We start from the raw sequence: 24,957 nt of genomic DNA, 5'->3' as shown, positions 1-24,957 counted from the left end.
TCCGGCTCCTGCGACATCGATCGTCAGGGGTCGGAGCGCCATCATCGAGATTCTTGGAAGGCAAGAGGGCAGCTATCGAGCATGAGCTACAACGCGAGCGCGGAGCTACTGCTCATCGGGCTCTTCGTCGGCATGATCCTGTGCCTGCTCATCGGGCAACGGCTGGGTCGTCGAGACCGGGCCGACGCGATGGATTCAACCCACCCGCGGCTCGCTGCCGTCGAAGCCGCGATCTTCGGACTCATGGGCCTGATGATCGCCTTCACTTTTTCAGGGGCGTCGGATCGCTTTGAATTCCGACGGCAGCTAGTTGTGGAGGAAGCGAACAGCATCCGCACCTCCTACATGCGTCTGGATCTGCTGCCTGCTACCCGCCAGCCGGCCCTTCGTGATAAGTACCGCCTGTATCTGGAGACGCGACTCGGCGCCTACCGGGCCTTGCCTGACCTCGAGGCCTCGAATGACAAAATGACCATTGCGAGTGCTCTCCAACAGGAGATTTGGGCTGCAACGGTCACCGCCCTTGCTGAGGTGGATCCCGAGATGATGGACGTCGTGCTTTCCCCGCTGAATCATATGATCGACGTGACGACCAGTCGCGCTGCTGCGGCGATGACGCACACCCCGAAACTCATCATGGCCATGCTGGTGCTGCTGAGTCTGGTCTGTGCCCTGTTAGCGGGATATGTCATTGCCGGCAGCCACACTCGCCAAGTCGGACTGCACCTGCTGGCCTTTGCGCTGGTGATGACCGCGACCATCTACCTCGTCATCGATTTGGACTATCCCCGCTATGGGATCATTCGTGTGGATTTCGTAGACAAGGCGCTCGAGGATGTTTTGGTCGGAATGAAATGAGCGGTGGGACGTTGACAGGAGTGCATTAACGGGATCGTCATGAGACGCTGGTTCAGCGAACCATTGGTGCATTTTCTGATCCTGGGCGTACTGCTGTTCGGCGCCCATGGCTGGATAAATCGGGGGAACGGCGATCCGCCTCGCGTGTTGCGCGTGACCGCTGCGGAAGTGAACTGGCTCGCGGAAACCTGGACCAGGCAGTGGCAGCGACAGCCGAGCGAACAGGAACTTCGCGGTCTTGTCGCGGACTATGTGAAAGAAGAACTCCTCGCCCGCGAAGCCAAAGAAATCGGGCTGGACGAGAACGATACCATCGTCCGCCGCCGGCTCGCGCAGAAGATGGAATTTCTCGTGCAAGACACCGCTCGGTTGGCTGAGCCGGGAGAAGATGAGTTGCGCCGACTCTATGACGCAGAAACGGCCCGTTACCGAACTCCCGCGCGCATTTCTTTTACGCAAATCTTCTTCAAGACGGAGGCCGGAGCGAGAACCGGACTAGCCCAAGTCGCCCTGCATGGTCCCGCGCAATCGGGCGATGACACGTTGCTGGACCGCGATTACGCAACGTTGGATGAGCAAACGGTGTCAACCCTCTTCGGGGGGCAGTTTGCTCAACAAGTCTTTGCCTTGGAACCGGACCGATGGCTGGGGCCGGTCTCCTCGGCCTATGGATTTCACCTGGTGAGGGTTACTGGGCGGGAGAGCTCACTGGTGCGCCCCTTCGGAGAGGTGCGGACTCAGGTACTGGAGGACTGGCACCGCGCGCAACAAGCCAGGGCGAACGAACAGTTTTTTGCCAGCCTGTTGAAAAAGTATGAGGTAGTCGTCGATGAAACAGTCCGGCCGCTGATGGGACCCTTCGCGAAGGTGGCTCAATGAGGGGCGGCATCGTCGTGATGCTGCTGATATTCCTCACCGTTCCGGCCGCTGCCCATGAAGTGCGGCCGGCCTACCTTGAACTGCACGAAACTGCCTCCGGCGAGTTTGCCGTGCTCTGGAAGACGCCGATGCGCGGGGAAATGCGGCTGGCGTTGTCGGTAGACTTCTCAGGACGAACAGAAAAGTCCACAGCGGTCGTCAGGCGCGAGACCGGCGGCGCAGCGATACAGACCTGGCGGATGAAGGCGATCGACCCCTTGCGCGGCCAATCGGTGCGCCTTGTCGGGTTGGAAGGAACGATGACCGATGCGCTGGTGCGGGCCGAATTTGCCGACGGCACGAGCTGGACGCAACGGCTGACACCCCAACAACCGGTGGCGGTGATTCCCGCAGGCCAATCCGACATCATGGTCGTAGGCCTGTACCTCAAGCTCGGCGTCGAGCACATTCTGCGGGGCATTGATCATCTCTTGTTCGTGTTGGCGCTCCTGATCATCACCCAAGGAACATGGCGCATGGTGAAGACCATCACGGCCTTTACGATCGCGCACAGCATTACGCTCGCCCTGGCCACGCTCGGATTTGTGCAGGTGCCGCAGGCGCCCGTGGAGGCGGTCATCGCGCTCTCGATTGTATTTGTGGCGGCCGAGATCATCCGCGGATGCAACGGGCGGGAGGGGCTCACGGCCCGCGCGCCCTGGATCGTGGCGTTTGCCTTCGGGTTGCTGCACGGCTTCGGATTCGCGGGGGCGTTGAGCGAGGTGGGCCTGCCGCAAGGACAGATTCCGGTCGCCTTGCTGTTTTTTAATCTCGGCGTCGAGGCCGGACAACTGCTCTTCGTTGCCGCCGTGCTCAGCGCGATGGCAGCCGTCCGTCTTCTCCGCAGGCCGCTCCCGAGCTGGTCGGAGCTTGTGCCGGCCTACGCCATCGGGACTGTAGCGATGTTCTGGGTCATCCAACGTGTAGCGCAGTTCTAACTAGCAGGATGTTTCTGTTCTGGTCCGCGGCATCCCGAGTTCCATCTTTTCAGGGTGTCGAAATAGTTTTCAACAGCCTGTTACGGAGGTAGCCATGTCATCGTTCCGTATTTCAGCCATCGTGGTCTTAGTGGTCGGTCTCAGTACCGCTCCATGGGCCTTGGCGCATGAACAGAGCGATATCGGATCGGCCGACAAGGCCGCGCTTGAAAAGGTTCATCCATCCAAGCCGGCCTATTCGCCCTATGCGGGTCGCAATTTTCCAACCAGACCGTTATTCGGCGACCAGCATCTGCACACCTCTTTTTCAATGGACGCGGGCGCCTTCGGCGCGCGGCTCACGCCGCGTGATGCCTACCGGTTCGCCAGAGGGGAGGAGCTCGTGTCGAATACCGGCCAGCCGGTGAAGCTCTCCCGGCCGCTCGACTGGTTGGTGGTGTCGGACCACTCTGACGGGTTTGGATTCTTTCCGCAGTTGATGAGCGGCGATCCGGAGTTGTTAGCCACTCCACAAGGCAGGAAATGGTACGACCAGATCAGATCCGGCCATGGCGCCGAGGCTGCGATCGATATCATCGTCAGCTTCGGAAAAGGACAACTTCCCAAGGGGTTTCCTCTTCCGGGCACCCGCGCCTATCGCTCTGCCTGGCAGGAGGTCATCAAGGCGGCGGAAGCCTATAACGATCCCGGTCGGTTTACAGCCTTTATCGGCTACGAATGGACCTCGAACACGGGGGGTAACAACCTGCATCGGAACGTCATCTTCCGCGAGAACGGCGCGAAGGCGGGCCTGGTCGAGCCCTTCACCACGCTGAAGCCGCTCGGCAGCGACAACCCGGTGGATCTGTGGAAGTGGATGGCGGCCACGGAAGACAAGACCGGGAGCGAAGTGCTCGCCATCGCCCATAACGGCAATGTGAGCAATGGCCGGATGTTTCCCATGGTCGAGGCCTTCGAGAAAAAGATCGATCGCGAGTATGCCGAGACACGCATGAAATGGGAACGGCTGTATGAAGTCACGCAGACCAAGGGCACCGGCGAGGCGCATCCGGTCCTCTCGCCGACCGATGAATTCGCCAATTTCGAGATTTGGGACAAAGGCAACCTCGACGGCACCGAAGCCAAGAAGCCGGAGATGCTTGAATTTGAATATGCGCGCTCGGCTTATAAGAACGGTCTGAAGCTCGAAGCGCAGCTCGGCGTCAACCCCTACAAGTTCGGCCTTGTCAGCGGGAGCGACGCCCACAACGGCCTTACCGCCATGGAAGAGGATAACTTCTTCGGCAAGACGGCGCCGCAGGAGCCAAGCCCGGAGCGTATGACGAGGGCGTTCTTCAGCAATCCCAAGACCGGCGTGAAAGTCATGGATTGGGAGGTTTCCGCCTCCGGCTACGCCGCAGTCTGGGCGACGGAGAACACACGTGAAGCGATCTTCGACGCAATGAAACGCCGCGAGACCTATGCGACGACCGGTTCCCGCATGATCGTGCGGTTCTTCGGCGGCTGGGACTTTGAGTCCCCCGATATGCACAATCGGCTGCCCGCAGCCGTCGGGTATACCAAGGGTGTGCCGATGGGCGGCGATTTGACTGACGCGCCAAAAGGGAAGGTCCCGACCTTCCTCGTTGCGGCGTTGAAAGATCCCATCGGGGCCAACCTGGATCGGATCCAGATCATCAAGGGGTGGCTGGATGGAAAAGGCGACGTGCACGAGAGGATCTATGACGTTGTCTGGGGCGATGCCGACAAGCGCAAGCCGGGAAAAGAGGGCAAATTGCCGTCCGTTGGGAACACGGTGGATGTGGCCAATGCCACCTGGACCAACACGATCGGCGATCCGGAACTGATCACGGTCTGGAAGGACCCGGACTTCGACGCAGGCCAGCGCGCGTTTTATTATGCCCGTGTCATTGAAATTCCCACGCCTCGCTGGACCGCCTATGATGCGAAGCGTCTCGGCTCGAAGCCGCTGCCGGGCACCGCAATGGTACTTCAGGAAAGGGCCTACACGTCGCCGATTTGGTACACGCCATAAAGTCGCCTGCCGTTCCTGCTTCCTCCGCCTCCCAGGGAAGGAGCACGGAAGAGGTAAGGCAGGGTGAGTTGGCTAAGTATCGTGGATGCGGCTGGTGAGAAGGGCAACTCATTTCTTGACGCCACGAGTGGGTGGCTTGTCTCAAGAAACCTGCCGCAGAATGATCTTGCTTCAGCAGATCAACAGAAGAGACAATGCCGACCATGTCGCGGCTCTCATGGGTGGTTTCGACGGTTGTATTCGGCGGGCTCGTCGTCGCAGGTTTTTGGCACTGGTTTTACGACAGTTCGCGGTCGTCAGCGGCCCCGACCGCCATGACCTGCGACATGGGCATCTCGTCCGCCAAAGCGAATCGCGATTCTCAATCTGCCGGCAAAGAGGCCTCTGCCGTCGAAATCTCAAGGGCCCAACCGGTCCCAGCATCAACGCAAAAGAAACCAGCCCCGCCCGGCCCGGCGCCGGACGGAATGGTCTGGATAGCCGGCGGCGAGTTTTGGATGGGCGCCGATGAGTTCCCGGATGCGCAGCCCTGGCATCGGGTGTACATCGAGGGGTTTTGGATGGACAAGACCGAAGTCACGAACGAGCAGTTCGCGCGATTCGTGCAGGCGACCAAGTACGTGACGATCGCCGAGCGGGCGCCGCGGGCGGAGGATTTTCCCGGCGCGCCGCCGGAGAATCTCGTAGCGGGCTCGGTCGTCTTCTCGCCGCCTGACAGTCCTGTACGACTGAACGATCATTTCCAATGGTGGAGTTATGTGAAGGGAGCGAACTGGCGCCATCCGGAGGGACCGCAGAGCCACATCAAAGACCGTGGACAGTATCCCGTTGTCCATATCGCCTACGAAGACGCGCTGGCCTATGCAACCTGGGCCGGGAAGCGCCTGCCCACCGAGGCCGAGTTTGAATCAGCCGCACGCGGTGGTCTCGACCGCAAACCCTATCCCTGGGGCGATGAGCTGAAACCGAAGGGGAAGTTCATGGCCAATACATTTCAAGGGCATTTCCCCGACAAGAACACGAAAGAGGATGGGTACCAGCATGCCGCCCCTGTCGCATCCTTTTCACCCAACGGCTATGGGCTCTCCGATATGGCGGGCAATGTCTGGGAGTGGACCAGCGATTGGTATCGGTACGACTATTATCGGATGTTGGCTGCGCAGGGATCGGTTGCCCGCAATCCGCGAGGGCCGACAGACAGTTTCGATCCCAGCGAACCAGGGGTGAAGAAGAAAGTGCATAAGGGCGGCTCCTTCCTCTGTACCGACCAATACTGTGCGCGCTATATTGCAGGCGGTCGAGGAAAAGGCGAGCTGGACACCGGCACGAACCATCTGGGATTCCGGTTGGTAAAGGGCGCGGACTGAAAAATTTTGATGTCGCCGGGACCGTGATCGATCCTCGGTGAGATCATGGATTTCAACAAGAACGTTCGATGGAACAACAGAGGAGGAGCAGTATGAAAACAATGATGATGGGAGCGGTGCTTGCGATGCTTGCGGCAGCCGCGACGGTCGACGCGGTTGCCGGTGCGGAAGAAGGGACGGTGAAGGCAGCGGCAACATGGAATGGGCGGTCGTTCGCCTTTCCGGTGGGCCAGGACCAAGTCTACTTGGTGGGCGTGTATAGCGGGACCTTCTATATCGATGACGGCAAAGGCGCCTTGCACGCCGCGTCCATCGTCTGTCCCGCAACCGCCGAAGGCGATCTGAAATCGATGACCAAGGCAGGGCAGGGCCGCTGCATCCTGACCGATGAGGAGGGCAATCGCGTCTATGCGAGATTTACCTGCAAAGGCGATCTCGAAGGCTGCCGCGGACCCTTTACGATTGTCGGGGGCACCGGAAAGTTCGAGGGCATCACCGGAGAAGGCGAGATGATTTCACGCATCTTGGTCCGCCAGATCACGACGGTCACTGGGTTCCAAAGCGCAGAACAGGAGGGTGAAGGCATCGCGACATGGCCGTCATTAACATATCGAATCCCGGACAAGAAGTAAGGCGGCCATCACCACAGCATCATGATCAAATCACCATGTACGATTCGGAGGAGCTTATGAAACCTGTCGTGTGTCTTATCGGAACGGCGCTGCTGAGCGGTCTGATCGGAGTCTCAGTCGACGTCCATGCCCAAGTGTTCATCTTCCCTGAAAAGGGGCAGAGCAAGGATCAACAGGAGCTCGACCAGTTTACCTGTTACAAGTGGGCAAAAGAGCAAACGGGCATTGATCCGAACCAGACGTCAATGGCCGCGGCACCACCGCCCCCCGAACAAGGGCAAGCCGTGCGCGGCGCGGCGCGCGGCGCGGCCGTCGGCGCGATCGGGGGCGCGATCGGCGGCAATGCCGCTAAAGGCGCGGCGATCGGGGCGGGGGTCGGGGGAGGGGCCGGCGCGATACGGCGTCGCCGTGCGGAGATGGAATATCAACGCGAGGTGCAGGAGGCCTCTGTCCAGCAGCAGCAGCAACAGCAGGAGTTCAACCGCGCCTATGGCGTCTGCCTAGAGGGCAAAGGCTACAAGGTGGGGTAAGAGAGCCGCTGACTCTCCATCGCAATCGAAACGATTGCTTGTTGCGACTGATCGGGATGACCGGTCACAGCAGAGGCCGCTGCCTGGGCGACAACACGATCCGGATCATGTCCGGCCTGCTGACCTGTCGGACAACGGATGAAAGGAGATCCTCCAAATGACGCGTCCGATCGTGGGTCTTGCCCTGCTCGCTCTACTCATCTTGCCGACTTGGGCGATCGCTCAGGAGGTGCTGCCCCGGCCGGAACAGCCCTTCAAGGGCCACATCGGGCGCACGGCGAAGGACTCCAAACCGGACTTTCCGAAGCCGGTCCAGGCGCCCAAAGGCGCGCCCAACGTGCTGCTGATCATGACCGATGACGTCGGCTTTGGCGCGTCCACGACGTTTGGCGGACCGGTTCCAACCCCGACGATGGACCGGCTGGCGCAGGCTGGGCTGCGCTACACGCAGTTTCATACCACGGCGCTTTGCTCGCCCACGCGCGCGGCGTTGCTCTCAGGGCGCAATCACCACTCGGCCGCGACCGGGGTCGTCATGGAGATCGGCACCGGTTACCCCGGCTACAACTCGCTCATGCCGAGGAGCACCGGCACGTTTGCCGAAGTGCTCAAGCAGAACGGCTACAACACCGCCTGGTACGGCAAGAACCACAATGTCCCTGACTGGCACACCAGCCAGGCCGGACCCTACGACCTCTGGCCCACCGGCTTGGGATTTGAGTATTTCTACGGCTTCATCGGCGCCGACTCCAACGGGTGGAACCCGCCGCTCGTCGAGGGCACCAAGCCCATCGAGCCGCCGCATGACGCCAAGGACTACCACCTCGACAGGGACCTGGCCGATCACGCCATCGCGCGCATCCGCCTGTTGAACGCGGTCGCGCCGGACAAGCCGTGGCTGCAATACTACGCCCCAGGTAGCTCCCACGCCCCGCACCACGCGCCCAAGGACTGGATCGCCAAGTTCAAGGGCCGGTTCGACCAGGGCTGGGACAAGGTGCGGGAGGAAACCTTCGCGCGACAGAAAAAGCTGGGCATCATCCCGCCCAATACGCAGCTCACGCCGCGTCCCAAGGAAATCCCGGCGTGGGACTCGCTCAATGCCGATCAGAAGAAAGTCTACGCGCGCATGATGGAGGTCTATGCGGCGGCGCTGTCGCACGCCGACCACCACATCGGCCGCGTCGTTGATGCCATCGAGGAGATGGGGAAGCTGGACAACACACTGGTCATCTATATCCAGGGTGACAACGGTGCCAGCGCCGAGGGTACGCCGCAGGGCCTGCTCAACGAGTTTGCCATCCTCAACAACATTCCGGAGGATTTCAACCAAGTCCTGGCGCGAATGGACGAGCTCGGCTCCCCTATGACCTATAACCATTATCCGGTCGGCTGGGCGCACGCCATGGACACGCCCTTCCAGTGGACGAAGCAGATCGCGTCGCACTTCGGCGGCACGCGCAACGGGCTGGTCATCTCCTGGCCTGCTCGGATCAAGGACAAGGGCGGCATCCGTACCCATTTCCACCATGTCATCGACATCGCTCCGACCATTCTAGAGGCGGCGGGCCTGTCGATGCCCGCTGAGCTCAACGGCGTGCCGCAGAAGCTGATCGAGGGCGTGAGCATGGTGTATACGTTCGATGAGGCGAAGGCGCCGTCCACGCACCGCACCCAGTATTTCGAGATGTTCGTGAACCGCGCCATCTATAACGACGGCTGGGTCGCCGCCACCACCCCGGCTGTCGCGCCATGGGTCATGGGCCAGTCGCCCGGTATCGATGCCTACAAGTGGGAACTCTACAATGTTGCCGAGGACTTCAGCGAGGCTGTGAACCTCGCCGACAAGCAACCGGACAAGCTCCGCGAGCTGCAAGAGCTGTTCTGGATCGAGGCCGCCAAGTACAACGTCCTCCCGCTCGACAACAGCAAGGTCGAGCGCTTCGACGTCAGCATCCGCCCAAGCCTCACGCGCGGGCGCAGCGTCTTTACCTACTTCGACGGCATGACGCGCCTCCCAGAAGGCACCGCGCCGGATCTCAAGAACAAGTCGTTCAAGATCGGCGCCGACGTGGACATTCCCGTCAAGGGTGCCAACGGCGTAATCGCGACGCAGGGTGGACGTTTCAACGGCTGGGGCTTCTATCTGCTCGACGGCAAGCCGGTGTTCCACTACAACCTCGTGGGAGTCCAGCGGTTCAACATCGCAGGCAAGGAGAAGCTCGCCCACGGCAAGCACGTCATCCTGGTGGACTTCAAGTATGACGGCGGCGGCATTGCCAAAGGTGGCACCGTCACGCTTACCGTGGACAACAAGCCGGTCGCCTCTGGCCGCATCGAGCGTACCTACGCCTTCCGCGTGTCACTCGACGAGACGCTGGATATCGGCGAGGACACCGGCACCCCGGTGAGCGAAGACTACAAGGTGCCGTTTGCGTTCACCGGCAAACTGAATCGCGTCCTCATCCAGCTCGGCGACTCCCCACTCACTCCCGAAGATGAGGAGCAGATCCGGCGCGCCAAAGCCGCCATCACCATTTCACAATAGGCCGGTTCGTCGTGGGATTCCGGTTGGTGCGGGATGGTCGGCAATGACGAAGACACAAAGGCCGATCAATCTCGATACCTTCGGGGTTAGCGATACCTTCCGCTTCTGAGCAACGATTTGATGTCATCGTGGTCTCCTAGGAAGGCGATGAATAGATCGGTCTGCCGATCTTGGAAGATGAAACGTACGGCAAGACTGCCCCGACACTCGAACAGCTTATGTCCCAGCTTTCGAATGCCCAGACCGCAGTGGGCGTACGGTTGGCCGAAACTTTCTCTCAGCTCACAGAGCGCCGACAAGCACTGGACCGTTTCGGCACGTGGCAGTCTTCGCAACCGGCGTAGGTCGTCCGGATCGATCGTCAGGGCTCTAGCCAAGCATTTTCTTCAGTTGCTCGGCCGTAACGGAAACTAGTCTGCCCGACCACCGCTTGAGTCGCTGGTACCGTCTGTCCGTGGCTTGCCCCAGAGCGGCGACTTGTTCGGGTGTCGCCCCGTATTCGCGCTGCGCGTAGTCGGTCGATTCTACCTCGACCTTTCGCAGTGCGATGATGTCCGCCCCGCAGATAATCCCGACGTCCTCACCGCGAGAAGCAGCCGCCAACCAACGACTGAGATTCTTTCTGGCAGCCGTAATCGTCAGAGTCTTCATATGGTTAATGTAAAGTCTGTATAGAGTTCTGTCAAAGGATGGCGGTCTCTTGAGCTAACTCGAGCATACACAATACTGCGTCTATTCGGTGGAAGAAGGCGCCGATGTGGGTTAGGATTCGGCGAAGGTGTGGACAACAAGATCCGCGTTCTGCAGCGGCGGAGTTATGGCTTACGCGGCGAGGAGTACCTGCGCCTAACAGGTTTCACCTGCATGCTCGACCTGATGTGAAATCTGGTCGAAATCACCCCCGTGGAGAGGAGAAAATCCTGTCATTTTTGATAGTTCCAATTTTATTCGCTCCTATTGTATAAATACGATCAGCATGCCGGCAACGTGAGCCGCATGTATGCAGCGGTTCCAGATAACGCTCTTGCCGCCAGCGATTCTTTCCACAAAAAGGAATTCAGCCACGTGGCGATTGGGAATCGTCGGACCGAATGGGTCGACCGCTGAGCAGATGGAGGTCCGGTGATACGTCGCGCATGCCGCGCGCCGATGTTTCCCAATGGTGAGGCTATGTGAAAGGCGGGTCGTTGCTCTGTACCGATGAATATTGCAGACACTATTTGCGGGAGGTCGAGGCAAAGGAGAACCAAAAATACCGACACAAACCTAGCTGTCCTCGTGGCGGCGGTGTCGGCGGACATCCCATCGGTGTTGATTATTATTCGCCGATCAAATTGAATTTCTCTACCACGCCACCTTTTCGAATTTGGGGACGATCGGGGCCGCTCTCCAAAACCACGGGGTCTTCACGCGTGGACTCGATCTGGAGATCTCGGTGTTGTGAGGCAGCGTTGGCGGTCGGTGTTGCTGTCTGGATCCTGGTGGGCGTCGATGGGTCGGAGGCCTCAGACCAGCCGGAACTCGTAGGCCCGCAAGTCCAGGAGGTGGGGCAGGGGGCTGATTCGCTCCAGGAAAAGAGCGGTCTCGAAGCGATAGAGAGGAGCCGTAGGCAGATCAAGCGGATGCTGGCTGTTCTCGCGGCAGAGAACGGCACCGATCCGACCGCAATCATCGGACAACTATCCCCCAGAACCAGATACCAAAACCGGGAGACAAACGAAAGGCTACAAGAGATTTTCCGGGTGAACCTGCCCTTAGCTCCTAATGTGATCTTGAGGGTTGATGCGCCCTTCACCTATCAGATTCCGAAGGATCCAAATGAGAACTCGGTGGTGGGGTGGGGCGATCTTCGGGCGAGACTCGGCTGGCGCGTCCTGAATTCGATCGACGGATCCCTCTTCATCGGATCCGAATTCTACTTCCCCACGGCGTCGAATAGTCAACTGGGGTCGAACCAATACCAAATCGGACCGGCGGTCGTCGGGTCGGTCCATCTGCCCGATTTGAAATCCACCGTGTTTCTCTGGATTGAATACTTGACCGCTGTGACCGGCCGCGGGTTGAGCACCGACGAGACCAGCAGCAGCGAGTCGAGGGTGAGGCTGCGGGTGAATACAATCTGGTCCAAGGAATGGTGGACGTTCGTTGAGTCGCGGCTCTTCATAGATTACACGGAAAACGCCAAGACCGGGATGGTGCTTTTTTTTGAGGGTGGGCGACGGCTGGATTCGCACTGGCGGCTTTACGTCAGACCGGGGGTAGGGCTGTGGGGACGAGACGTCCCCGGTGCCTTCAACTATGGAGTGGAGCTGGGAGTTCGGTACATGTTTTACGTGTTTTAGTCATGGCGGAGGAGATTTCTGGGATATCCGAGGCATGCTTCGGCAGTAATGGTGTGATCGGTTTGCGAAGTTCCAGGTGCCGAGAAGTGCAGGACACTGAAGGACACGGTCGCCTCTTGTGTCAGGGTGGAGGCGGATCGTCGGTCAGCTGGACCAAAGTGGCCGGCAAAAGCATCAAGCGCGCTCAGTTTGAGTTTTGCCTCGATTTGGGCGGCAAGTTCCTGAAGGCCGCCTTTAATGGATGCCTCGATGTTGTCTCGCGATACCACAAGACCGACCAACCAGGATGGGCCGGGTAAATCCAGGCGAAAATTTTCTATGGAATGGGCAAGGACCTTGGATAGATCACCAGACATGTCAGGTTTAAGAACCAGCTTGCCCGACGCGCGCGCTCCTTTGCCGCCGCATTCGAGTGCGACGCTCGCCGCAGCGATCGTGCCGCGAATCCACTCAAGATCCGCTTCTTCTGCTTTTGTACGAGCGAGCAGCGCCGACAAGTCAGCGCCGTTGAAACCGGATGCGGTCGGGATGATGGTGCGAGTGACATCGATCTCCCGTGGCCGATCATCCATTGCGGCAGCCACAAAACTTGCGGAACGGTACCAACAGCCGACCTCTTGCTGTTCCACGCCGGATGCCGAGGTATCCCGGTCGGCGCCGATCATGAGAAAAAGCTGGTCGTCCGAAGAAGGGACGACATGAAGGTGAAAGTTGCCGGTCCTGTCCGTGGCTGTCTCGATGAGCACGCGCCCGTCCGTCCGGCAAATCCTCGCGCGCGCATTGCACAACGGCCGCCTCAATCCGTGCAGACGAGCACTATCACCGTCCGAACAATACTCGACAAACGCCGTGACATTGGTGACTTCATTGACGCGCCCGAGCAGTTTCATGACTTTTCCAATCCCGTGTGTCCCGCGCGATCGTTCCGGTTTCTTCGCGACCGCCGGACGTCATTCTTATCCGATGTGTGCGTCCCTTGTCGAGTTCGCAATGCTGTCCTTCCGTCTCTAGGAGCCAGTCCGGCATTGCCGTTCGTGACGAGGCGAAGGAGGTGCGGCAAGATGCGAGGCCGCAGGCCCGGAAAAACCGGAGGTGTATTCGATGGAATACATTGAGGATTTGTTCGGGCCGAGAACGACGCAGATGGCTGCAGATCGTTCGTCGCAGTAGAAAGGTCAATGTCGGACAGGCTCCTAGCATCAGGGAGGTGAACAATGGTGGAGCTGCATCGCGTAGCAGGCAGACTGTTAGTCCGACGCGCGGCCTCTTGGGCGGCGCTCGTCGTGGTGACTGCACTGGCATGCCTCATACCGGCAAACAGCGGGCAGGCGCAGATATCCGAAATCCCGTCAGCTGTCGAAGACTGGCTGTCACAAATCCAGAAAGGGTTGTTTGGGGACGGGTTGTTCAAGGCTGAACCGATACCCAAAGTCGAACCCCTTCGTCCGGGACCCACCGTCTTGCAGCTCACAGTGGACGAAACCATGAGCTTGTTCCTGAAACAGAACTTGGACCTCCTACTGGCACATTACGGAATTGATGCGGCCAAAGGCCGTCAAATCACCGCCCGGCTCTTTCCCAATCCCACGCTCAACGTCAACACCCTGAGTGCCTATACTCAGGGGTGCAACATAAGCAACTGTGGAATGGTCGGTCCGTCTGTGAGTCAACTGTTCGAAGTGGCTGGAAAACGAGGCTACAGAATCAAGGTTGCCGACTTGGAAGCCTCATCCATAGAGGCAGGATTCGAAGACATAGTCCGGCAACTGGTGTTTGTGCTCAAGGACAGCTATTTTAATCTGCAGCGACAGCGTGGCCACCTGGCTATCGACCAAAAGGCGCTGGACATTCTTTCGAAATCGCTTCAATCGAGGCCTGGCAGGAAGTCAGATTCCGACGTCGATCGGGTGAGGTTGGGTCTGCTGACCGTCAACACGGAAGCGGAAGTGCTCAAGGATCTGCAAGCCGTCGAAGACGCTTCAGGCGACCTCCGGGTCCTCTTAAGGCTGTCCCCGGATGTCGAAATCGAATTGGAAACACCCCTCATATTCTACCCAAAGGAGCTAAAGCTCGCTGAACTCGTGAGCTATGCGGTGGAAAACCGTCCGGACATCCGGGCCCGCCGGATCGTCCGCGACAAACGAAAAACCGAGCTGAAACTGGCACGAGTGATTCCCTATCCCAACGTGACGGCCCAGCTGGGATACATGGTCCAGGGTCCTCACGGTCCGGACAACCAGCAACAGTGGGGCATCGGTTTCAGCGTGCCGCTTCCGGTCTTCGATAGGAATCAAGGAGGGATTGTCGAGGCTGAGGTGGCCATCAGGATGGCCCAAACCGAAGTGGACAAGGCGACGGTGCTGATCCAGAACGAGGTCAGCGTCTCATACCGCAGGTTCCTGCACGCCAGGAAACTGGTCGATGCGACCAATGGAGCAATCGAGCACTCTTCCATGGTCTTTCAGGCCGCTCAAGAGGGTTATTCGAAAAAGGAAGTCGGAATCCTCGACTTGGAAAGCGCACGCCGCTCCTATGGGGAAACAGAAATCAATCATCTGGATGCTCTGTTCGGCTACTACGAATCACTGTTCCGCCTCGAACGGGACACCGGACGCACGATCAACTTTTGACGCGAGGAGGAGATTGGTAATGAGCCTGAACCTTCTGCTGATCTGTATCCCCATCGCCATCGCGCTGGATTGGTATGAGGCGAGTCCGATTGCCGTTTTTTTGGTTTCCGCCCTTGCCATTATCCCGCTCGCCGGCCTCATGGGACGTGCGACGGAGCAACTCTCGAACTATGTGGGAGCCACCATCGGCGGACTGTTGAGCGCCTCCCTTGGTAACGCGCCGGAGTTGATCATCGCCAGCTTCGCCCTCAAGGAAGGCTTGATCGATGTGGTCAAGGCCTCGATCACCGGGTCCATCCTGGGCAATACGCTGTTTTCGTTGGGTCTGTCGATGATTGTCGGTGGCTGGGGCCGGCAAGGTCAGCACTTCAACAGGACGGTGGCCGGCATGAGTGGAGGGCTCATGTTCGTGGCGTCGATAGGACTCCTGATTCCGGCGATGTTTCATTTCGCAAGCGGTCAGGAGCGTGCGGTGAGCCTGGAGATTTCGATCGTCCTCTTTGTCACCTACATTCTGAGTCTCGTGTTTACCCTCAAGACGCATCGGCAACTCATCCAGAAGGATCCTGAGACGTCCGGTGCGGAGGCGTCCCACGGAGCCTCACACGAAGCCCACTGGAGCAAAGGGAAAGCCATCGGCGTGCTGGCCGGTGTCACCGTCGTGATCGCCGTGGTGAGCGAAATCCTCGTCGGAGCCATCGAGCCGGCCTCCGAGTCGCTCGGATTCACCCCGATCTTCGCCGGGATCATTTTTCTCGCACTGGTCGGTAATGCCGCAGAGGCGATGAATGCCGTGGGGTTCGCACGAAAGAACCAGATGGATTTATCATTCGGTATCGCCGTCGGGGCCAGCACGCAGGTGGCGCTCTTTGTGGCTCCGATGCTCGTATTTGTGGGCTATTTCCTAGGCCAACCCATGGATCTTCACTTCACCTTCTTTGAGATCATCGCGATCGTGCTGGCTGTCGCCATCGTCAGTCGGCTGACCTCCGACGGAGAGTGTCACTGGATGGAGGGCGTGATGCTGATGGCCGTCTACGTGATGTTCGCGATCGGGTTTTTCTTTCTTCCGGCGTGAGGCAGACGCATCGAGAGTCCGGATCCTTTAACAGCCCGGTCCGCTACAGCAGCAGCGCAAGGAGAATGGCTCCGCCCGCCAGCCATCCGATATAAACACTCCGCTGCTCCAGGGACTCGATACGGTGCATCAGGTTGGTGCTCTGCGGGGGCGTCGGAGTTTCGATGGACCGTGGCATGTCGGCATGCTCCAGTTTAGGCTGGATCGGCTGCGCGAGCGGCTTTGTCTTCCGCTCCGCCGGTTGAGCACTACTCGTGCTGAACGATTCCTTCAAGGGACGTGCGGCTTCGGGGACCAGACTGTCCAGTGGATTGGTGCGGATCGTCTTTCGCTTTGCCATCAGATCTCTCCTTGTTCCAGTGATTGGTTCTTTTGCACGGACTTAACCCGCATTATTCATGACGGTTCGTCGCGAAATCGTGGAGTCGCCAAGCGAGACGGGCAAGCACAGCCGCGAGGGACCGAAGCGTACTTGAAACAGTACGGTGAGGAACTAAGCGGCGAGCACGCTCGCCGACTGGCTTGTCGTAGCGGCGAATGCGCGATTGCAGCAGAAGCGTTCATGAATAATGTGGGTTAGGGTTTGGCTGCATGCTCCTGTCGAATCACTTCCGTCGCAAGCCGCCGATAGTCTTCGGCTCCATTGCAAGCTGAATCGTATCCTGTGATCGGTTGGCCGAACGAAGGACATTCGGCCAGGCGTACATTCTCCCGGATCAGCGTGTTGTATACGAGCGGTCCAAAACGACCTCTGAGCTGCTCGACCACTTCCTGAGCATGGCGGGTTCTCAAATCGACGCGGCAGGCGACAATGCCCGCCAGAGTAATCTCGGAATTGAGACGCTCCTTGACGATCTCGAGGGTGTCCAGCATATGGGCCAATCCGCCCAGAGCCATGACATGGCTCTCCACCGGCACCAACACTTCCCGGGCCGCCGCCAGCGCATTGACCGTCAGCAGTCCCAGCGCCGGAGGGCAATCAATCAGAATATACTGCCAGGGGCCTTTGAGTGCGCCGAGCCGTTGCCGGAGAATCGCTTCGGCACCCACTTCGCCGGCAAGTGCTTTCTCTGCTCCGATCAGCCAGGAAGAAGACGGGATGATATCGACGCCGTCCGCCGATGTGGGCTGAACCAGTTCGGCCAGCGGTGAGCGGTTCGTCAGAACGTCTAAGAGCCCCCGTCCGCCCTCCTTCACTCCGAGCCAGCTCGACGCGGAGGCCTGAGGATCGAGATCCAGGACGAGCACGCGCCGCTCTTGCTCTGCCAGCGTGGCCGCCAGATTGACTGTCGTGGTCGTCTTTCCGCTCCCGCCCTTCTGGTTGATGATGGCAATGAGGCGGATCATGTTTCGAGAGAGTCACGAAAGTTTCGGGGCCTCGACGAGGTGGGCGAACAGATTGTATCTGACCTGCCCCACAGAGGCAACCAAGAATCGGTCATTATTTGAAGAAAACTGTTTTTGTACGCCGCGCCTTCTTGACTGCCTCAGGGTGGATGCGCTATAGATCGGTACTGTCATTCATACCTAAGATCGGTAATGCCATTCGTACCTACGAATACCTACGAAACTTGAGAGACATCGAGAGTTCAACAAAGACTGATCACGTCATAACATAGGGAGGGAACCGTGGAAACTATTATCAGCGGCATCGTCGGAGTGGTCGTCGGTGTGGCAGCCAGCAGTCTGGTGCCCGAAATTGCGACCGGCACAGGCAAGGTGTTGCGCGGGGCGGCCAAGGAAGTGATCAAGGGAGGGATCGTGATCCAGGAGGCCGCCTCCGACTTGTTCTCAGGGACTGGTGGGTATTTTAGTGATCTTGTGACCGAAGCCAAGAACGAATTGGCAGCGCCTGCATCCGGGGAACCAGTCTTGAGTAAATAAGGTGTCGTAGGGCCGATGTAGCCCAGGTTGTAAAGACACCGTCAGGTTTGACTGTGGGTCGTTGATTCTTTTGGAACCAGGCAGTCGGTGTTGTCGCAGCGGCGTATCGGCAGTTGCAGTAGAAGCGGTCATGAATAATGTGTGTTAGGGCGCGGTAGTTCCTGCCGAGAGTCCTAGATGGAGGTCAGCCGTGGAACGCATTATTTCAGGGATCGGAGCTATTTTCCGTCCCATCGCGAAGGAATTGATCAAGGGCGGGATCGTTCTGGCTGATGCAGCCTCAGAACTTGTTTCTGAGACAGGCGAACAGTTCAAAGATCTGCTCGCCGAGGCTAAGGCTGATTTGGAGAAGTCCAAGAGCCAACAGCAAGGGAACGGTACCCCAGAAAACCAGACTACTGAGAGCAACCCCAAGACCTGACCGGACCATCGGAGAAGTTCCCGCACAGACCCGTTGATCCAGAACGCGGAACGCGCCAGCCGGCCGCTTTCCAGGGAGGATTTTATTGCCAATGGGAGACACGACGACCGGAAAGTCTGTCATCAAAGTTCGCAAGCAGCGCGCATCGAACGTTGAGACGGAGAAAAACACAATCGCTCGCGCAAAGATCAATGCCACCGCACATGGCAAGGGTGCCTCGAACGGCATGCTCGACGGTGGTAAAGATACATTAACGTACAGCTCTGACGATATTCCCGCTCCTGAAGCGAGTCTTCTCTGGTTCCCCATCAACGGGACCGATCGAGACGCGCTCGCCACGCTGATCCCCCAACACAGTCCGAAGACTCAGGACGCTTCCACTACCGACAGCGTTGCACCATCTCAAGTCGGGGGCGAACCTCTCAAATCAGGTCCGACATTGGGCGCGACGAGCGTTGTCCATGCGATTCCCGGACGCGCACGGTTACGGGTTCCCGCGTTAAAACACTTACCCGGCCTCGCTGAGGGACTACACCGGCTTCTCCTCGATCAACCAGGCGTGACTGACGTCCAGGTCAACGATTGGTGCTTCAGTGTCACGGTCACGTGCGATCCTTGTATCTGGACAGCCGACAAGCTGAGCTCGTGGGTGCAGCCGCTGACAGTGCACGAGGTGATTGCCTATCGATCCGTCAAGGAACAACCGGATTCGTCGGCGGCCACGTCCTCCGATGAAGCCGGAGATGAACTGTGGTATTCAAGCGCCGGCATCGGCGTTGCGCTGCTTGTTGAGCCGCTCGCAGCGCCGCTGGTCCCCCTGTTGCTGCTCATCAGTGCCCTGCCGATGTTGAAAAGGGCCCATCGCTCGCTGTCGGACGACGGCAAGCTGAACGTCGATGTGCTGGACGCCTCGGCCACCTCGCTGCTCGTCGTACAAGGGAATTTCCCGATGGCGATCTTCATGGTCTGGCTGATCAACGTCGCGGATTGGATCCGCGACCTCACCATGATGCGATCGAAGAAGGCGATCGAGGAAATCCTCGGGTACCAGCATATCGAGGCGTGGGTGGTGCGGGATGGGCAAAAAGTGCGCGTCAACGTGGTGGAGGTTCAAGTTGGCGAGACCGTGGTCGTCTATCCTGGTGAACGCATCGCCGTGGATGGCACCGTCCTCAGCGGCAAAGCGTTGGTGGACCAGGCCTCGCTTACCGGCGAATCGGTCCCGGTTGAGAAGGAGGAAGGCGGTCAGGTGTATGCCGCGACCGTCGTGCGCGAAGGCAAACTCTATGTTCGGGCCGAGCGGATCGGAAGCGAAACCGAAGCGGCCCAGATCCTGCGCCTGGTGGAGGCCGCGCCGGCTCGCGAAACCAAGATCCAGAACTACGCCGTCAAGTGGGCCAATGATCTTGTGCCCTATAGTTTCGCTGGAGGAGCCCTCGGCGCCGTGATGGGAGGTGGCCTCCAAGGCGCGGCCGCTGTCTTGATCATCGACTATGGAACCGGGATCCGGATCGCGGCTCCGACGACCGTCCTGTCTGCCATGACCAAGGCGATTCGGAACGGCATACTGATCAAGGGGGGGCGGCATCTGGAAAGTCTCGCGGAGGTGGATGCCGTTGTCTTCGACAAGACCGGTACCCTGACCACGGGCAACCCCGACGTCCTGGAGGTGGTGCCGGTTCGTCCCAGGACGGCCGACGAAGTGCTCACGCTGGCCGCCGCGGCGGAACAGCGGCTGACTCATCCAGTGGCGACCGCCATCGTCCGGGCCGCCGAGGCCAGAGACCTCTCGATTCCCGAGCGGACCGCGTCGGATTACAGTCTCGGACTCGGTGTTGAAGCGGTTGTGGACGACTCGGTGGTTCTCGTCGGCAGTCCCAGGTTCATGACGCTCCGTGGCGTGGTCCTGTCGCCGGAAGTCCAGGGTCATATCTTGCGGATGCAGCAACAGGCGATTTCGCCGCTCTGCGTGGCGCGAGATGGACTGGTGATCGGCTTGCTGTCCGTCTCCGACCCGCTACGTCCTGAGGCGCGCGACGTCATTGAGGCATTGAGAAGCCGAGGGATGAAACGGATCGTGATGCTCACCGGCGATCACCAGGATGTCGCCAGGAGAATCGCTGCGGAACTCGGGATCACAGAGTTCGTCGCCGAAGTCTTTCCTGGAGACAAATCAGAGGCGGTTCAAAAACTGCAGCAGGAGGGATTCAAGGTCGCGGTCGTCGGCGACGGAGTCAACGACTCGCCCATGCTGGCCTATGCCGATGTCGGCATCGCGGTCGAGGGAGGCACGGAAGCGGCCAGAGAGACGGCGCCGGTGGTCCTCTTGCATGGAGGGCTCTGGAAGGTTCCCCTCGCCATCGACATCGGCCGTGAGACGGTCGACCTAATCAAGCAAAACTGGAAGATCATTTCAATTCCCAACACGATTGCGCTGGGGTTGGCCTGCGTCGGTCTGCTTGGACCCATCGGAGCCACCTTGCTCAGCAATGGGTCAGCCATCGTCGCCACGATGAACGGTCTGCGTCCCATCATGGAAGAGAAGCCGGTCAAGATTATTTCTCCATCACCCGTACACACAGCGCTGCTTCCCGCGCCAGGAGAACCGGTCACAGCCGGCTCATGAGGTCTCGATGTCGAATCAGGGCATACATCTCATGTCGGAAGGACTGCAGGAGCCATTCGGGAACATCCACATCGTCCATTCGATTCCGGGGCGCGTCCGGTTCCGGGTTCCCCTGCTCAAGACCAGTCCCAACATGGCACGCGGGTTGGAAGCGGTCCTGTCTGCCAGGCCGGGAATCATCAAGACGAGCGTCACCGAGCGATGTCAGAGCTTGACGGTGGCGTTCGAACCAGAGACGTGGACCGCTGAATTGCTTCGTCATGTATTGAATGATGAGACATCTAAAGAGATGGCAGTGTGGGCAGCTTCAGCGCCCGCGATCGATTCCTCCGACTCCTCTTCAACGACGTGGCTTCAGCCTTGGCGATTTCTGCAAAGCATCGAGGGCACTGACCAGGCGAGAGAGCCGGTCAAGTCCGTTTACTGGACACTGGGATATTACAGCATGATCATAGGTGCCATTCTGGTGCCTGTGCCCTTGCTTCCAGGTATCCCGTTCCTCATTTTTTCAAGCTACTGTTTTGGCAAGGCCACAATCTGGAAGGAGAAACAAGAGGCTGAAGCCGGAAAACCAGTTTCCAAGACAGGTGAGTAGACCTTCTCCGAGACTCTGGCACGATGCCTCGGGTCGGAGTTTCTCCCGACTCTCCTTCGTACTGTACCCGAGACATCGTCTCTCACCGTTGTAGGGTCTAGTCCAGAAACTGGCCACCCACTCTTGGATTGGGCCGGAAAATGATTGTCAGTCCCATGCAGGTGGGGCAGATCATCAGTAACAAGGGGAGTGAGGAATGTGCGTCATCTCCGATGGGTAAAGCCCAGATGACAGGGTTGTCGGCCCTGCACAGTCTGCTACGGAGGATTGGTCAAGCTGTAGTAGGGGGTTCGCGCACATTGTGCCGTCCGGCTCAGGGACATCCGAGCGTTGAGGGACCGATTGATTCTGACGGTGTCACACCGGGCGATCGCGTCGCTCAACCCTGAGGGCCGGCCATGAAATCACTGCATCTGTACTTGAAACGGACCTACGAGCCTGACCGGCTCTGTACGATCGCGGACGGCGTGTACGCGATTGCCATCACGCTCCTCGTGCTGGACCTCAAGGCTCCGGAGGTTCCCGGGACCACCAACCCCGAATTAATCGCGGATCTCCTGACGCAAGTACCCAACTTTTCCGCCTATGTCATAGGCTTTATCGTGATCGCCTACTTCTGGATTAATCATCACCGGTTTTTCAAGGCGGTGACCACATGTGATGACCGGGCTCTGCAGTTAAACCTGGCTCATCTGCTCTTCATCTCACTCACCCCCTACGCGGCGTCCTTGATCGGCCATTACGAGGGAGACCGTATCGCTACGATCGTATTTTCCGCGAATCTCGGCCTAGCCTTCTTGTCGCTGGCCCTGCTGGGAAAGTACCTCATGCAGAATGAACAATGGCAGAAGAGAGATGGGGACGGCGTCTGGATTAAGACCTCCTGGTGGGCAACCTATGCCGGTCCTGGACTTGCGCTGATCAGCATCGCCGTTTCGTTTATCAACATCCACGTCGCGCTCCTAGTCTGGCTCCTTGTGCCACTGAGAGACTGGTTCCTTCTGCGCAGGGTATCCCCTCACCCGCCTCAAGCGAGCGACCTCTGATTCTCTGGCAGATCCGTTCCTGCTCCCTATCCACCCCAAGGTGATTTGAAGCCGTCTTCATGAAACAGACATATATTATAATGTGATCGGTCTGTTCACTTCACGCCTGGTCCCTACAGACGTTAGCATTATGATCATCGTGGTTCTTTTATACAACGACCGTGTTCCGGAAAGCCCCTGCCGATAGACGACTACACTGATTCCAATTTCCCGGCAGCTTTCGCACCCTCGCCGTTCTCTCTTCGCTAACAGCGGCTGCTGTACCTGCGATGGCTGATTTCGATGCCTTTACAGGCTGCTTTCATTTCAGATATCATGGTCTCCTCAACACATGAGTATGAGTATAGGGAGGTGTACCATGGAGGAGAGTGCAACCGAGACGATGGAATCCGAGACCGCGTCTTGGACTGACTCTATTGCTGCGAGCAGTAAGAGTGTGTTCACGACCGTCGAAGATGGTGTGAACGCGGCAGGCCGGGCCACGTGGCAGTTCTTTCACGATGTCCCGGGTCACGGCACGTTGCTCGGCTTCGGCGTAGGTCTTGGCGCAGCAATGGTCATCGGGGTCGCCGAACTGGCAACAGCTTGCTTCGCGGCCTATGTCAGCTATCGAATGTTCGGGTATGGAGAATCGTTGAGCGAGGCAATTGAAAAGGCTATCAAGTTCGAGGCGGGCAAGCTGGAGAAAGAAGAGATCGATAAGCCCCTCCCTGAATAACCTCTTAAGTTTCGTGAGATCGACAAGGGCTGGTTCACCCGGAGCTTGCGCAACAGATGTTGTTTGAGAAGACGGTGCCCCCGGTGATCAGAATCGAGCGCCAGTTGGAGGGTTCGGTTCGCGCCGACAACGGGAATCAGAAGAAGAGCCGCATGGACACAAACACATAATCGGTATTCTTATCATTTGGTGCGCCCGCCACGCCCTGGTTCACCAGATTGGAATAGTAGCTTCCTTTCATCAGATACAGCCATCCTCCTTCGAGCAGCAGATTCTGGCCGACGGTCCAGGCCAGGCGCAGGTTAAGTTCCGACCCCACATACTTGCCGGCCTGTCCGGTTGGATCTTGCAGATCAGATCCGACGAATTCGTCTTTGGATTGGGCGAGCCACCAAAAGCGTTGCTTGAAGATGACCTGGACATCCTTCAGCGGTTCTACGGACACGATATAGCCGGGAGAATTGATATTTGCCCGCTTGAACAGAGACCAAATGCCCGTGTACGTGAACGGGAAATTTTGCGTGCCGAAGAGCGGATTAAAGCGACCGTTTGAATGGTCGTTGGGATCGCTATCGCCGCTGGCGTAGTCGTATTTGAAACGGATCGACGGTGTCCAGGGAAGCGCGAACGTATAGCCCACCTCCGCATGCTGAAAATATGCGAATGTGGTCAATGGGGGGCTTCCAGGGTTGAGAGCCGATCGGCCGAACTGATAGGCGGATTCGATTTCGTAATCGAAGGTCGCCTTGGCCGCAGGTTTGAAGAGTCGAAAGCCCGGGGTGTAGAGGTCCTCCAGTTGGCCTTGGGTGCTTTGATCTTGATTGACGCCGGTGGTGCCCGGTGCCTGCTCGTTCTGCGATATGTAAAAGAGGTACAGTTCAGTATGGAGCCAGGGTATGCGTTGGTCCAGATACGACAGGCCGCTGAATAGCGTGTGGGAAGCGACAGTGTCCGGCGACGTCTGATGATTCTGTACCGGGAGCATGGCGAACGCGCGGACTTCCCAATCTTTGCGCGCTCCCAACGTCCAGTGAGCGCCCACGAATGAAAAGGGGACATTGCTGTAGTTGCTCCTGGCAATGAGACGACCCTTTCCAAAGACTTGAGTAAACTTACCGATCTGCAGTTCGGTCGGCAGACTCGATCCAAGAAAATTGTCCGTCCCCACGCTGCCATAGAGCTGTAGCAGATCGTTCTCGTTTTCCATCCGGTTGCTGACCGTGAGACCGTAGTTGTAAAGCGGGCGGGCATCCAGAAACTCCAGATGAAATTTGAACGGCTTATAGCGTACGGCGACTTGAACCAACGTACGCTCAGAAAACTGCTCAGCTCCTGTGGTTTCGTTCTTTTTGACCGGCTGGGAGTACGCTTCGTAGCGCGCACGAAAGTCGACGCCGAGATGAAGCCATTCAGGCACTTGGAGTAGCTGGTCAAGGTGGAGCGGGGACTGCGGGGTGATGAGTCGGAGATCGTCCGAGAAAATAATCTCCTGGAGGCGGTGCCTGAGCGGCCCGATACGCGGTTCACGATGGCGATCGGAGGGTTGTTCTCCCGTCGACGGCTCATCCGTCTGCATGGATTTGGATAGAGATGGCGGCGCGCCCTCCGTTTCACCGGCCCGGGCTGGTTGAATTCCGAGATGAATAGCAACGACCAGCAGGGCGCCGAGCGCGGCGACGTGTAATTCCTCACGGGTGGTCAAGACGCTCATCGAGTCAATCCCATTCTTACTCATCGGTCGGTAATATGTAATCCCAAAATGATCATGTCCGCTTTCACCAGGATCGAAAG

General features: G+C 58.5%; 22 protein-coding genes. 17 read left to right on the top strand and 5 right to left on the bottom strand.

The window, feature by feature from the left end:
- The first annotated feature begins 81 nt into the window (after positions 1 to 81).
- The 8 genes from P0120_04605 (at position 82) to P0120_04570 (ending at position 9,826) form a co-directional block, all read left to right on the top strand.
- The gene (locus tag P0120_04605) at positions 82 to 858 is read left to right on the top strand and encodes a hypothetical protein (GenBank protein ID MDF0673609.1); all 777 of its coding nucleotides are present in this window, start codon (positions 82 to 84) and stop codon (positions 856 to 858) included.
- Between the two features lie 39 nt (positions 859 to 897).
- Positions 898 to 1,737 carry a peptidylprolyl isomerase gene (locus tag P0120_04600; GenBank protein MDF0673608.1) on the top strand — a complete coding sequence of 280 codons (840 nt, stop codon included), beginning with the start codon at positions 898 to 900 and terminating at the stop codon, positions 1,735 to 1,737.
- Positions 1,734 to 2,714, top strand: coding sequence for a HupE/UreJ family protein (locus P0120_04595; protein ID MDF0673607.1), 981 nt, complete (start codon positions 1,734 to 1,736; stop codon positions 2,712 to 2,714). The genes P0120_04600 and P0120_04595 overlap by 4 nt, the downstream gene beginning before the upstream one ends.
- A 94-nt stretch (positions 2,715 to 2,808) precedes the next feature.
- Entirely contained in the window at positions 2,809 to 4,749 is a 1,941-nt protein-coding gene (locus tag P0120_04590; protein MDF0673606.1) for a DUF3604 domain-containing protein, read from the top strand.
- Between the two features lie 194 nt (positions 4,750 to 4,943).
- The gene (locus tag P0120_04585) at positions 4,944 to 6,116 is read left to right on the top strand and encodes a formylglycine-generating enzyme family protein (protein MDF0673605.1); all 1,173 of its coding nucleotides are present in this window, start codon (positions 4,944 to 4,946) and stop codon (positions 6,114 to 6,116) included.
- A 92-nt stretch (positions 6,117 to 6,208) separates the two neighbouring features.
- On the top strand, positions 6,209 to 6,748 hold the full coding sequence (locus tag P0120_04580; protein ID MDF0673604.1) for a hypothetical protein: 540 nt from the start codon (positions 6,209 to 6,211) through the stop codon (positions 6,746 to 6,748).
- Between the two features lie 56 nt (positions 6,749 to 6,804).
- On the top strand, positions 6,805 to 7,278 hold the full coding sequence (locus P0120_04575) for a YMGG-like glycine zipper-containing protein (GenBank protein ID MDF0673603.1): 474 nt from the start codon (positions 6,805 to 6,807) through the stop codon (positions 7,276 to 7,278).
- 157 nt (positions 7,279 to 7,435) lie between these two features.
- Positions 7,436 to 9,826 carry an arylsulfatase gene (locus P0120_04570; protein ID MDF0673602.1) on the top strand — a complete coding sequence of 797 codons (2,391 nt, stop codon included), beginning with the start codon at positions 7,436 to 7,438 and terminating at the stop codon, positions 9,824 to 9,826.
- 369 nt (positions 9,827 to 10,195) lie between these two features.
- On the opposite strand, the gene P0120_04565 is transcribed toward P0120_04570, so the two are convergent.
- Positions 10,196 to 10,477: a hypothetical protein gene (locus tag P0120_04565; protein ID MDF0673601.1), complete on the bottom strand. Its 282-nt coding sequence runs from the start codon at positions 10,475 to 10,477 to the stop codon at positions 10,196 to 10,198.
- A gap of 800 nt (positions 10,478 to 11,277) precedes the next feature.
- Between P0120_04565 and P0120_04560 the strand changes: the two genes are divergently transcribed.
- Positions 11,278 to 12,168: a hypothetical protein gene (locus P0120_04560; GenBank protein MDF0673600.1), complete on the top strand. Its 891-nt coding sequence runs from the start codon at positions 11,278 to 11,280 to the stop codon at positions 12,166 to 12,168.
- On the opposite strand, the gene P0120_04555 is transcribed toward P0120_04560, so the two are convergent.
- Complete coding sequence (locus P0120_04555) at positions 12,165 to 13,058, bottom strand: hypothetical protein (GenBank protein MDF0673599.1); 894 nt, start codon at positions 13,056 to 13,058, stop codon at positions 12,165 to 12,167. The two genes, P0120_04560 and P0120_04555, sit on opposite strands and share 4 nt — an antisense overlap.
- A gap of 324 nt (positions 13,059 to 13,382) precedes the next feature.
- Between P0120_04555 and P0120_04550 the strand changes: the two genes are divergently transcribed.
- Together P0120_04550 and cax are read left to right on the top strand one after the other, a co-directional pair.
- A complete protein-coding gene (locus tag P0120_04550; protein MDF0673598.1) occupies positions 13,383 to 14,798 on the top strand; it encodes a TolC family protein in 1,416 nt (471 codons plus the stop codon).
- 19 nt (positions 14,799 to 14,817) lie between these two features.
- Positions 14,818 to 15,876, top strand: coding sequence for a calcium/proton exchanger (gene cax / locus P0120_04545; GenBank protein ID MDF0673597.1), 1,059 nt, complete (start codon positions 14,818 to 14,820; stop codon positions 15,874 to 15,876).
- A 43-nt stretch (positions 15,877 to 15,919) separates the two neighbouring features.
- Here cax and P0120_04540 read toward each other — a convergent pair whose 3' ends face one another.
- A complete protein-coding gene (locus P0120_04540) occupies positions 15,920 to 16,216 on the bottom strand; it encodes a hypothetical protein (GenBank protein ID MDF0673596.1) in 297 nt (98 codons plus the stop codon).
- A 236-nt stretch (positions 16,217 to 16,452) separates the two neighbouring features.
- Positions 16,453 to 17,223, bottom strand: coding sequence for a ParA family protein (locus P0120_04535; protein ID MDF0673595.1), 771 nt, complete (start codon positions 17,221 to 17,223; stop codon positions 16,453 to 16,455).
- Between the two features lie 282 nt (positions 17,224 to 17,505).
- On the opposite strand from P0120_04535, the gene P0120_04530 reads away from it, so the two are divergent.
- The 6 genes from P0120_04530 (at position 17,506) to P0120_04505 (ending at position 23,166) form a co-directional block, all read left to right on the top strand.
- Positions 17,506 to 17,760 carry a hypothetical protein gene (locus P0120_04530; protein MDF0673594.1) on the top strand — a complete coding sequence of 85 codons (255 nt, stop codon included), beginning with the start codon at positions 17,506 to 17,508 and terminating at the stop codon, positions 17,758 to 17,760.
- Positions 17,761 to 17,950: 190 nt separating this feature from the next.
- The gene (locus P0120_04525; protein ID MDF0673593.1) at positions 17,951 to 18,181 is read left to right on the top strand and encodes a DUF5132 domain-containing protein; all 231 of its coding nucleotides are present in this window, start codon (positions 17,951 to 17,953) and stop codon (positions 18,179 to 18,181) included.
- 91 nt (positions 18,182 to 18,272) lie between these two features.
- Positions 18,273 to 20,807, top strand: coding sequence for a heavy metal translocating P-type ATPase (locus tag P0120_04520; protein MDF0673592.1), 2,535 nt, complete (start codon positions 18,273 to 18,275; stop codon positions 20,805 to 20,807).
- Between the two features lie 7 nt (positions 20,808 to 20,814).
- A complete protein-coding gene (locus P0120_04515; protein ID MDF0673591.1) occupies positions 20,815 to 21,402 on the top strand; it encodes a hypothetical protein in 588 nt (195 codons plus the stop codon).
- Between the two features lie 398 nt (positions 21,403 to 21,800).
- Positions 21,801 to 22,448 carry a TMEM175 family protein gene (locus P0120_04510; protein MDF0673590.1) on the top strand — a complete coding sequence of 216 codons (648 nt, stop codon included), beginning with the start codon at positions 21,801 to 21,803 and terminating at the stop codon, positions 22,446 to 22,448.
- A gap of 358 nt (positions 22,449 to 22,806) precedes the next feature.
- Positions 22,807 to 23,166: a hypothetical protein gene (locus tag P0120_04505; protein ID MDF0673589.1), complete on the top strand. Its 360-nt coding sequence runs from the start codon at positions 22,807 to 22,809 to the stop codon at positions 23,164 to 23,166.
- 136 nt (positions 23,167 to 23,302) lie between these two features.
- Here P0120_04505 and P0120_04500 read toward each other — a convergent pair whose 3' ends face one another.
- Positions 23,303 to 24,877 carry an alginate export family protein gene (locus P0120_04500; GenBank protein MDF0673588.1) on the bottom strand — a complete coding sequence of 525 codons (1,575 nt, stop codon included), beginning with the start codon at positions 24,875 to 24,877 and terminating at the stop codon, positions 23,303 to 23,305.
- Positions 24,878 to 24,957: the final 80 nt, after the last annotated feature.

Origin of the sequence: Nitrospira sp. (genome assembly GCA_029194675.1) — a bacterium.
GTDB lineage: Bacteria > Nitrospirota > Nitrospiria > Nitrospirales > Nitrospiraceae > Nitrospira_D.
This window is presented reverse-complemented; position numbering and strand designations above follow the sequence as displayed.

Coding starts and splice junctions, on each gene's coding strand:
- P0120_04500 (MDF0673588.1), bottom strand. CDS start 24,877: ATGAGCGTCTTGACCACCCGTGAGGAATTACACGTCGCCGCGCTCGGC.
- P0120_04575 (MDF0673603.1), top strand. CDS start 6,805: ATGAAACCTGTCGTGTGTCTTATCGGAACGGCGCTGCTGAGCGGTCTG.
- P0120_04600 (MDF0673608.1), top strand. CDS start 898: ATGAGACGCTGGTTCAGCGAACCATTGGTGCATTTTCTGATCCTGGGC.
- P0120_04510 (MDF0673590.1), top strand. CDS start 21,801: ATGAAATCACTGCATCTGTACTTGAAACGGACCTACGAGCCTGACCGG.
- P0120_04540 (MDF0673596.1), bottom strand. CDS start 16,216: ATGGCAAAGCGAAAGACGATCCGCACCAATCCACTGGACAGTCTGGTC.
- cax (MDF0673597.1), top strand. CDS start 14,818: ATGAGCCTGAACCTTCTGCTGATCTGTATCCCCATCGCCATCGCGCTG.
- P0120_04595 (MDF0673607.1), top strand. CDS start 1,734: ATGAGGGGCGGCATCGTCGTGATGCTGCTGATATTCCTCACCGTTCCG.
- P0120_04505 (MDF0673589.1), top strand. CDS start 22,807: ATGGAGGAGAGTGCAACCGAGACGATGGAATCCGAGACCGCGTCTTGG.
- P0120_04550 (MDF0673598.1), top strand. CDS start 13,383: ATGGTGGAGCTGCATCGCGTAGCAGGCAGACTGTTAGTCCGACGCGCG.
- P0120_04580 (MDF0673604.1), top strand. CDS start 6,209: ATGAAAACAATGATGATGGGAGCGGTGCTTGCGATGCTTGCGGCAGCC.
- P0120_04590 (MDF0673606.1), top strand. CDS start 2,809: ATGTCATCGTTCCGTATTTCAGCCATCGTGGTCTTAGTGGTCGGTCTC.
- P0120_04570 (MDF0673602.1), top strand. CDS start 7,436: ATGACGCGTCCGATCGTGGGTCTTGCCCTGCTCGCTCTACTCATCTTG.
- P0120_04565 (MDF0673601.1), bottom strand. CDS start 10,477: ATGAAGACTCTGACGATTACGGCTGCCAGAAAGAATCTCAGTCGTTGG.
- P0120_04515 (MDF0673591.1), top strand. CDS start 20,815: ATGTCGAATCAGGGCATACATCTCATGTCGGAAGGACTGCAGGAGCCA.
- P0120_04555 (MDF0673599.1), bottom strand. CDS start 13,058: ATGAAACTGCTCGGGCGCGTCAATGAAGTCACCAATGTCACGGCGTTT.
- P0120_04520 (MDF0673592.1), top strand. CDS start 18,273: ATGGGAGACACGACGACCGGAAAGTCTGTCATCAAAGTTCGCAAGCAG.
- P0120_04585 (MDF0673605.1), top strand. CDS start 4,944: ATGCCGACCATGTCGCGGCTCTCATGGGTGGTTTCGACGGTTGTATTC.
- P0120_04605 (MDF0673609.1), top strand. CDS start 82: ATGAGCTACAACGCGAGCGCGGAGCTACTGCTCATCGGGCTCTTCGTC.
- P0120_04535 (MDF0673595.1), bottom strand. CDS start 17,223: ATGATCCGCCTCATTGCCATCATCAACCAGAAGGGCGGGAGCGGAAAG.